General features: G+C 59.3%; 7 protein-coding genes and 1 pseudogene. 3 read left to right on the forward strand and 5 right to left on the reverse strand.

The features are described 5' to 3' along the window. On the reverse strand, positions 1-503 hold a 503-nt coding region (locus tag KBI52_RS03650), incomplete at its 3' end, for an ImuA family protein (protein WP_210805392.1). A gap of 767 nt (positions 504-1,270) precedes the next feature. After that, entirely contained in the window at positions 1,271-2,617 is a 1,347-nt protein-coding gene (locus tag KBI52_RS03655; RefSeq protein ID WP_210805394.1) for a sigma-54-dependent Fis family transcriptional regulator, read from the reverse strand. Positions 2,618-2,786: 169 nt separating this feature from the next. Here KBI52_RS03655 and KBI52_RS03660 point away from each other — a divergent pair, with 169 nt between their 5' ends. The 3 genes and pseudogenes from KBI52_RS03660 to KBI52_RS03670 form a co-directional block, all read left to right on the forward strand. Continuing rightward, positions 2,787-3,635, forward strand: coding sequence for an alpha/beta fold hydrolase (locus tag KBI52_RS03660; protein ID WP_247654161.1), 849 nt, complete (start codon positions 2,787-2,789; stop codon positions 3,633-3,635). A 36-nt stretch (positions 3,636-3,671) separates the two neighbouring features. Then, positions 3,672-5,297: an MFS transporter gene (locus KBI52_RS03665; protein WP_114947376.1), complete on the forward strand. Its 1,626-nt coding sequence runs from the start codon at positions 3,672-3,674 to the stop codon at positions 5,295-5,297. An 89-nt stretch (positions 5,298-5,386) separates the two neighbouring features. Next, a pseudogene (locus KBI52_RS03670) lies at positions 5,387-5,590 on the forward strand (ISKra4 family transposase); the annotation flags it as partial. A 256-nt stretch (positions 5,591-5,846) separates the two neighbouring features. Here the strand turns inward: KBI52_RS03670 and KBI52_RS03675 are convergent. The 3 genes from KBI52_RS03675 to panB form a co-directional block, all read right to left on the reverse strand. After that, positions 5,847-6,353 (reverse strand): GNAT family N-acetyltransferase, encoded by a 507-nt coding sequence (locus tag KBI52_RS03675; protein WP_371823105.1) that lies wholly within the window; start codon positions 6,351-6,353, stop codon positions 5,847-5,849. An 808-nt stretch (positions 6,354-7,161) separates the two neighbouring features. Next, the gene (gene panC, locus KBI52_RS03680; RefSeq protein ID WP_210805400.1) at positions 7,162-8,094 is read right to left on the reverse strand and encodes a pantoate--beta-alanine ligase; all 933 of its coding nucleotides are present in this window, start codon (positions 8,092-8,094) and stop codon (positions 7,162-7,164) included. A gap of 8 nt (positions 8,095-8,102) precedes the next feature. Further along, on the reverse strand, positions 8,103-8,981 hold the full coding sequence (panB, locus tag KBI52_RS03685; protein WP_114947380.1) for a 3-methyl-2-oxobutanoate hydroxymethyltransferase: 879 nt from the start codon (positions 8,979-8,981) through the stop codon (positions 8,103-8,105). Positions 8,982-9,264: the final 283 nt, after the last annotated feature.

Here is a 9,264-nt window from a genome sequence, read left to right on the forward strand (position 1 = left end):
AAAATCCAGGAACGGGGTTCCGCACCCCGGCAGCGCACGAGTTCAACCTGCCAGCGGCCGCGTTTGAGGCCGCCAGCAGGAACAACCTCTGACGGGACCGGCGACACACGCCATCGCGTCGCGGCAGCGGTGGGAAGCTTGGTCAGGTCCCTCTGGGCGGCCGTCCACCAGCGCCGGATAACCAGGGCGGGAACGCCTGAAGCCTCCGCGGCCACGTGCAGGCGACGGGAGGCGGTGAGGCCGAGCCGGGAGACTTCACCGACGACGGCGCCGAGGTCTTTCTGATGGAGGCCCTCTTCGATGAGGGGCAGGGCATCGGCATCACGGCAGGTCTCGGCGTAAATGACACTATCCGGATGAAAGCCGACCTTCATCAGGCCAGGTGCGAACAGATCGCGCCGGGTCAGGCACCAGAGCACCGGGCCTTTGAGGCGGGCGGCAATCCTGGCTGCGAACAACGTGACGGTTCCAGCGAACTCCGAAGCGGGTCCTTCCTTGATCATCTCGTGCAGGGATCCAAGGGTAAGCCCTCTCCCGGGCAGGTGCCGGTCGAGCACAGGGACGCCAAAGGGCAGGGACTTGCGTGAGCGATGAGCCCCCCAAGCCTCTCGATCTGGCGCCTCAAGTCGTCGACGACTTCGCGCAGGGTAACCATCGGTCAAGCTCACCTCCCTCCTGCGTCAAAATAGAGCAAAACAGGAACACAGCGCAGAGTGGCTGCGGCGTGGCCCGGTGGCTGCCACCGTGACGGGGCATAGCAGGCCGGTCCGGAGCTGGGAGTGCCAACCGCTCGGATCTCTGCAGGCCCAGGGTACTGAGTTTGGTGGTTTCCGACAGCTTCAGCGAGGTCGCGGCGGTCCGCGCCCTCTGCCAGATCTTCAATCGCAAGGACCGGCTCAGGCAGAATGGCTGCGGCAGGTGCTCGGGGCCGCTATTCACCCCGCTGCAGCGTCTCCCTTCATCCCAAGCCTTTGTGAATGCAGCCATGGCCAGAAGCGGCTGAGGTACGGACCCGGAGCCGCTTGAGATCGAACACCTGCGCGTCGGGAGGCTGGTCGCGCTCAGGCCCAGCCAACCTCTGGATGTCCCGCTCTTCTGGCAGCAGAGCCGCATTGTGAGCCCTGTGCTGAGCCAGGTGACGCGTGCTGTCGTGCACGAGGCCCAAAGAGTGCTCGCTAAGGTCTGCTCGTGCATAAGGACTGGTCGCTTCAACCCTTCTCATTGGCACGTGGTCGTGGAGAAGTGCCCCGTCTAGAAGGCGCTTTCAGACTTACCTTGTTGATTTGATAATTCTGTAGAGTTGCGCGCGGCTGATGCCGAGCAAATCCGCCGCACGTTGTTTGTCGCCGCCTGTTTTCCTAAGAGCATCCTCCACCTCGGAAAGTTTCTGACTTTCAACCTTTTTCCTGAGAAACGCGTCGGATTGGGCAACAACCGCCGGGGAGGCATGAGCGGTGTCGCCGGAGAGTTGTATCTTGCCTGTCACCAAAAAGCGGAGAAGCACGCTCTCCAGCTCGCGCACGTTTCCTGGCCAAGTATGGGCTAGCAGGCGTGTCATGTCCGCTGGAGAAGGTCTTTGTACTTTCTTGCCTAGCTGATTGGCTACACGAGCCAGCAGCGCCTCGATGAGAAACGGCTGGTCGTCCCGCTCTCGCAGGGCGGGCACATGGACTGGCAGAACATCCAGTCGATAGTAAAGGTCGCGGCGGAAACGCCCACCATCCACGAAACGAACCAGCGGCTGGTTGGTCGCGCATATAATCCGCGCATCAACACGGATAGGGGACGTGCCTCCGACGCGGACAATCTCATTTGACTGCATAACACGCAGCAGGCTGCCCTGCAGATGCGGCGGCATGTCACCAATCTCATCAAGTAGCAACGTTCCCCCGACAGCAAGTTCAAACTTGCCTGGCTTGCCCCGGCTGCGCGCTCCTGTGAAGGCTCCTCCTTCGTAACCGAACAGTTCAGCCTCGATCAGCTCGCTCGGAATTGATGCACAGTTGATCCATACAAATGGCCCGGCACTTCGATGGGAGAGAGTATGGATCGCCTGGGCGGCCAATTCCTTTCCGGCACCGGTCTCACCTGTAATCAGGACGGGAACTTCGTGCTCAGCCGCAAGACGCAGCGTGTCCCGGTAGGCGGCTATCCGCTCTCCTTCTCCAAGAATATCGTCAAGCGAAAACTGTGCTGCCCAGGTTTGATCGCGCTGGTGGATTGCCAACCCGGCCTGCGCCATGCGGCTGTAGGTCCTCTTGAGGGCCTCCACATCGGAGAACAACGCCATTCCAACGGCGCCGATGATTTGGCCGTCCTGATAGACCGGCACCTGTTTGGTCACCAGCTTATGGCCCCGTACCTCGAGCGGGTATCCGACATGCGTGCCCTCCCCGCGGGCAACGAGGTGCAGACGGGTCTGGGACCCAACGACATCAGTGATATGCCGGCCGATGAAATCGACCTCATCTCCTCCTAGAAGTTGGCAATAGGGTTGATTGATCAGGACGATTCTCCCGGACGTGTCTACGACCACCAGACAGTCAGACACATGGTCAAGGACCAGGCGCAGGAACCGCGCCTCCGAGGAAGCCTCGAGCCAATTGGGCAGCGCCATTTCTCAGATTCTGGAATCCGTGTCTCAATATTGAGAATATAGCTTCCTCACTGGCGAGAGTCAAAATGAATATGCCGGGGCTCCCGCTGAAATAAGCAAACTAAATGAATAGCATAGGCAAGCCACAGTTTCCCTTGGGCGTCTTGGCACGGGATTTGCACTATGGCGGATGTCGAACATCGCAGGAGGTGCGATAATGATAGACTGCCAAGAACTGACCATTGGAGACACTGTGGTTCACGTGTCTGGATCAGGATACCCTCTCATCTTTGTGCATGGTTTCACCACGACCGCTGAGTTCTGGCGCGAGCAGGTGGTGGAGTACTCGAAAATGTACAAGGTCGTCAGGATCAACCTACCTGGGCATGGAGTTTCGCCTCGTCCTGAGAGACGGCGCTACACGATCGAGGCTTTCGTCGAAGACGTAGAACGGGTCTATCGGCACTTGGCACTTGATGAGGCCTTCCTAGTCGGCCTGTCGATGGGCGGAACCATTGCCCAGAGCTTTGCAATACGATTCCCCCACCTCGTGCGTGCTCTCGTGCTTGTTGGTGCAACATCACACGGGCTTGGACCTGATGTGAACGTCGACAACGTTCTAAGAGCCATTGAAAGCTTAGGGGTCGTGCAGGCTAGCAAGAGCGTGATTGAACGCTCCTTTGGCTCGTCGGCGCCCCTAGCTTTGATCGATTTCGCAAAGCACGAGGTTGCGCAGACACCAGACTTCGTGGCCCGTGAGGCGATTGCCTCTCTGAATGCCTCTGATACACGCGAACTCCTAGACCATATTTGCATCCCCACGTTGGTCGTAGTTGGCGACGAAGACGCCATAACTCCACCCCAGGAGGCAGAGCTTCTCGCCGCCGGAATCCCAGGCAGCGAACTCTTCATCATTCGGGGCGCTGGTCACTTCCCGATGCTCGAACAGCCGGACATGTTCAATCGTCGGCTGAGCGCATTTCTTGAGCGACATCGCGGTGACGCCACGCGCGTCGATGGGATAACAGCGTCAGCGTAGGCAACCCGCAACAATAAGCCAGTTCTGGAGGAAACAATGTCTTTACAAGCTGTGACTCATCTAGGCGCACCTGGCGCAACCATGCATCCTGCAAGAGATACCAAACGTGTCGTTTTCGCCGCCGCTCTGGGTACTGTGTTTGAATGGTATGACTTCTTTGTTTACGGGAGTCTCGCTGCATTCTTCGGATCACTGTTCTTCCCGAAGGGGAACGAGACGGCAGCATTGCTTGCGGCGTTGGCTACTTTTGGAGCGGGTTTCGTCCTTCGGCCCTTTGGCGCCATTGTTTTCGGGCAGCTGGGCGACCTTATTGGACGTAAGCACACCTTTCTCGTGACCATGCTCGTCATGGGCCTTGCGACGGCAGCCGTCGGCTTGCTGCCGACATTTGAGACGATCGGCTGGTGGGCGCCTGCTACCCTCGTTGCTTTGCGTCTGTTGCAGGGGCTGGCAGTCGGTGGTGAATTTGGTGGGGCCGTGACTTATGTCGCGGAACACTCTGACCCGAGGAGGCGCGGTTTCACGACGAGTTGGATTCAGATCACCGGAACGCTCGGACTGTTCTTGTCCCTCCTCGTGATCCTTATCTGCCGTCAGTCCATGTCGGCCGAGGCTTTCGTCGCGTGGGGCTGGCGTATTCCGTTTCTGGTGTCGATCGGACTGCTTCTGGTCTCGCTGTACATCCGGCTCAAGCTGGAGGAATCGCCGGTCTTTCAGCAAATGAAGGCCGAAAAGAAGACGTCCAGCAATCCAATTGCTGAAACCTTCGGCACGCGGCAAAACCTACGCATTGTCCTGATCGCAATTTTCGGCATCGTGGCCGGTCAGGCAGTCGTCTGGTACACGGCGCATTTTTATAGCCTGTACTTCATGACCTCGACCTTGAAGATGAGCCACGACCAAGCCTACATGTATCTGTTGATCGCACTGCTGCTCGGAACACCTTTCTTCCTTTTCTTCGGGTGGCTTTCGGATAGGATTGGCCGCAAGCGGATCGTGCTCACAGGCTGCGCGCTGGCAGCCCTGTTGTTTGTTCCTTTGTTCCATGGGCTTGTAGCCTACGGCAATCCGGCGCTTGCCGAGTTCCGCGCCAAAACCGTCGTGCACGTGCAGGGCAGTGATTGTCAGGACAATCAGTCAATCCTTAAGCAGGTTTTCCAGCCTACGGCCACAAACACCTGCACGCGGGCAAAATCTTTTCTCGCTGGCAACGCGGTACCCTTCGTTGTGATGTCAGGTGGCCCCGCGTTGAGGGTCAGTGTCGGTGAGCAGATGTTTGATGGATTTGACGAGGCGGCGTTACGGGCGGCTTTGCTGGCACGGGGTATGCCGGTCGATGCTGATCCAGAAAATATCCATGGTCCAATGGTGGTCGCGATCCTGTTCGTCATGGTCCTCATGGCAACCATGGTCTACGGACCGATGGGTGCTCTCCTTGTCGAACTTTTCCCGACGCATATTCGCTACAGTGGTGTGTCCGTCGCGCTCCAGTTCGGCAATGGGTGGATTGGTGGGTTCGCGCCATTCATAGCAACTGCCGTTAACGTAACGACCGGGAGCATCTTTGCTGGCCTCTGGTATACAGTAGCCGTAGCCGCCGCAACTGTTGTGATCGGGGCGCTGCTTTTGCCCGAGACAAACCGGAGGGATCTTGAAACTTAGTACTCAGTTTTGGAGGCGACCGCTCGCCCTGAGATACGAAAGGATGGCGGACGATGCGCCGCCATCCGCGCTGGCTGATTGCGGGAATTTACATCGACAGCAACGAGCCGAGCCTGATCAGTAATGGCGAGCGCCACCGGTCGTGTGGATGGATCTCGTTGGCCTTTGTCGAGGTTACGAAGAATGCTGTGATCAGCAATCGTTTTGCCAAAACGCAGCAGATGCAGTGGAGCCGACGCGGGGCTCATATGCTCCTGCAGACCCCGACCAGTGCCTTGGAAAGCTCGCTTCGAGCAGCTCAGGATCATTGAGCGAATGGCCCCCCAGGTTCTGTTGCGCTGTCATCGCTCACGTCTCGCACTCTACGGCTCGGTCGTGAGCCGAGACCGTGGGAATCATCGACACAAGGTCCGACCAGAACCATTCTCGCACGAACGGCAGCGCGTAATCGGGGCATTTTGGGGAGCGAAGGATTCCCTCAGGGGCTTGTCTATGACTTAACCCATTGACAGAAACGAGGAGTGCGAACACGCCGTTGAGATCGGACTTTCAACCAGCGCGACGGAGCATGGGTGTGATTGGCGGCGAATTCCCAACCTGGATAGTCCCGAGAACCTGGAATCCATGCCGCTGGTAGAGCGGGATGTTCTTTGGGTTCGAAGATTCCAAGTAGGCTAGCGTGCCGTCCTCGTCACAAAGCCTGAGAGCATGCTTCAACAGGGCTGAGCCGTAGCCCTTGCCCTGCTGTGCAGGATTAACCCCGATCAACGGCAAGTACCAGTGCGGCTCATCGGGATGATACTGCCCCATCCGCTCGAACACGGCGAACAGAGTGTCCTGGTCCTCCTCCGGGAGGGTGCGCTGAAAGTGGCCCATCAACGCGTCTTCATCGGGCTGCACGCCCGGCGCCAGCCACAAAGCGGCGGCTTGTGCATCGCCGATGAAATGGGCCGTGCGCCGCTCAACGGCCGGGCCTCCAAAGATCCAGACAAGATCAGGGAAGTGCTTCAGATAATTCTCAGGGGCGGGATAGGTCCAGCGAGCGGCAGGGTCCACACTGAAAGCGAGAACGATCGCCGCAACGAGGCGGGACTGATCATCGATGCCTGCTGTCTGAACAGCAGCATCTGCCAGGGTGGAACTGCGTGGAGAGCCTCTATTCGCATTGCCCGTTCGAGCTTCAGCCGAGAAGTGGCTCCCGGGGCTGTTTGCCTGGCTCGGCATCAGTCTCTCCATCAAAACCGCGGTCAAAGACCAACCGGGAAAGTCGTTATCACGCCTAAGACGACCATCCGGTGCGTCTGAGAACAAATCTAACCAGGAGATTCGTTGCCCCAATCTGCCCCGGTAACCGCCAGCGCTGCTCCGAAACTGCTGAGAACTACGGCAGTGTGCTCCAGGATGAATTCGGGGCGTGGATCCTGGGGTGAGTCGCCAAGCGGTGCGAGAGTTAGAGGTGCCCCCCTCGGGGAACGCGCGGAGTGCGCCGAGAGCGTGCGACGGAAGGGATTGAGCGGCGCAATGACGGTGCCGAACGGAACTTCCTTCGTTTTGAGACAATCATTCACTGCCGCTGTCAGGCCCTGCGGGACAAACCAGTTCTCGGCCATTGTGAGATGCAGGGTATCACGCATGAGTTGACCCTTCCGATAATGAATGGTTGTGCCTGGGGCAGGTTCGAGAGCCATTACCACATTGTCGGGGGCGACCTAAGGCGAGAGCCGTTGACGGATCTCTGCGGTGATCGGCCCTTGGGACAGACCATGCTCCTCACACCAGGCCAGGAGCGTTTCCGTCGTCGTCGCACCAGAAGTCGGCCGGGTGCTGAGGTCGTAAGTAACAGCATGGGGCATGGAGCGGAGTGTCATGATGGCTGCGGCCCTTCCGCACTCATTCTCGCCTGGCGGCCGATCACATGCGAGGTCAACTCGAGTTCACGATCAGCCAGAGGTTTCGGCGGGATCAGGAGAACATTGTCGATCAGGCGCGTAGGTCCGACATAGGCGGCCACGCACAGAGCGGCTGGCTCCCCGACCAAGCCTTGGACAGCGTCCAAGGTCTCGGCATTCCGCAGCTCGAGATACTGCAGCTGGTCGACGTCGGTCATGACAGCCCGGGCGATCTCGATCAGGCGCTGGCTGTGGCGCTCCCCCTCCCCGTACGCAGCTTCCGCGGCGAGCAGGCCGCGGCTGAGGCAGAGCGCTCTCGTACGATCGGTCGGGCCGAGGTAGCTGTTACGGCTGCTGAGCGCCAAACCATCTGGCTCGCGCACGGTCGGAACCGTGACAATCTCGATAGGTAGGTTCAGATCCCGCACCATCTGCCGGATTACGGCGCATTGCTGAAAATCCTTCTGTCCGAAAAAGGCAACGTCCGGCTGGACGATGTTGAACAGCTTGCTCACCACGGTAGCCACGCCGCGGAAGTGTCCGAGCCGGACAGCGCCGCACAGCGGCTCGGCCACAGCGCCGGGCTCGACAGAGGTCTGGAAGCCGGGTGGATAGATCTCAGTGGCATCGGGCAGGAAGATCATGCTCACGCCCGCTTTGCGGCAGAGTTCGTGATCCTGCTCTATGGCCCGCGGGTAGCGGTCGAGGTCTTCGTTGGGGCTGAACTGGGTAGGATTGACGAAGATGCTGACCACGGTGATGTCGCAGCGGGCGACGCTCTCGTCGATGAGCGCCCGATGGCCCTCGTGCAGGAAGCCCATAGTCGGCACAAAGCCGACCCGCAGGGTGGAGGTTCGGTAGCCGCGCAGGCATTGGGTCAGGGGTTTGATCGTGCGGTAGGTGAGCATCAATGACCTCACGAGCGGGTGGAAAGATACGGTGTCCAGGCAGAAACTGTCGCCTGAACATCGGCCGGCAGGGCATAGGCCTCGGCAGAGGAAGGGAAGGTCCCGCTGCGCACGTCCTCGGCCCAATGAGCCAGGGCCTGCTGCAGCAGGTGAAAGCCATCAACATAGGTCCGGACGAACTTGGGCCGGTGCCCCTGCGTCAGACCGAGTACGTCATGCAGGACGAGCACCTGGCCGGAGCAGTGTGGTCCGGCTCCGATACCGATCGTGGGAATGCCCAAGGTCTGGGTGATCCGCGCCGCCAGCTCTACGGGGATACCCTCGAGCACAAGGGCAAAGCAGCCGGCTTCCTGGAGTTTGTGAGCGTCCTCTAGGATCCGGACTGCGTCGGCGGCTCCCCTTCCCTGCACCTTGAAGCCGCCCATGGCATGGATGCTCTGCGGGGTCAGACCAAGATGACCCATCACGGGGATCTCGCATTCCACGAGAGACCGGATCGTCTCGACCCGCTTGGCGCCGCCCTCCAGTTTCACGGCGGCGGCCCCGCGCTGGAGAAAGCCACCGGCGTTGCACAAGGTGTCTTCGAGGCTGAGATGGTAGCTAAGATAGGGCATGTCGGCCACGAGCAGAGCACGTGGTCTGGTCCGAGCCACCGCTTCGAGATGATGGTTCATCATGGCCATGCTCACCGGGAGCGTATTGTCGAAGCCGAGACAGACATTGCCAACGCTGTCGCCGACGAGGATAATGTCGACAATCGGATCAGCCAAATGCGCCGTCACGGCGTCATAAGCTGTCGTCATTGTTACCCGCTGACCATCACGCACCTGCTGCTGTAGCAACGGGATCGTAGTCGGCTGCTTGTCCATTGAAAGATGGTGGCTCATGAATTTCTACGCATTCTGGACATGAATGGGACAGTCCGTTTCACATTGATCAACAAGGCGGAGCCGATGTATCCCTGCAGCGGCTCTAGCTTCGGCCAAGCCGATCATTATTCTAGCGCTGAAGAGTCTTGCCGCACCCATGGTTGGCCGCTATCCACGTGACATGAGCCGGTTTCTCAGCGATGCGATCGCCGAAAACAGGACAGCGCCACTGATCACTCCGAACAGTGATGCTCCAACAACATGCGTGTAGACATTCTCCGGGATCTGCATCGAGAAAGAG

Source organism: Microvirga sp. HBU67558, assembly GCF_018069605.1.
GTDB lineage: Bacteria > Pseudomonadota > Alphaproteobacteria > Rhizobiales > Beijerinckiaceae > Microvirga > Microvirga terrae.

Bases quoted from the DNA above. Each gene is read 5' to 3' on its own strand.
- KBI52_RS03655 (WP_210805394.1), bottom strand. From the start codon at position 2,617: ATGGCGCTGCCCAATTGGCTCGAGGCTTCCTCGGAGGCGCGGTTCCTG.
- KBI52_RS03660 (WP_247654161.1), top strand. From the start codon at position 2,787: ATGTCGAACATCGCAGGAGGTGCGATAATGATAGACTGCCAAGAACTG.
- KBI52_RS03665 (WP_114947376.1), top strand. From the start codon at position 3,672: ATGTCTTTACAAGCTGTGACTCATCTAGGCGCACCTGGCGCAACCATG.
- panC (WP_210805400.1), bottom strand. From the start codon at position 8,094: ATGCTCACCTACCGCACGATCAAACCCCTGACCCAATGCCTGCGCGGC.
- panB (WP_114947380.1), bottom strand. From the start codon at position 8,981: ATGAGCCACCATCTTTCAATGGACAAGCAGCCGACTACGATCCCGTTG.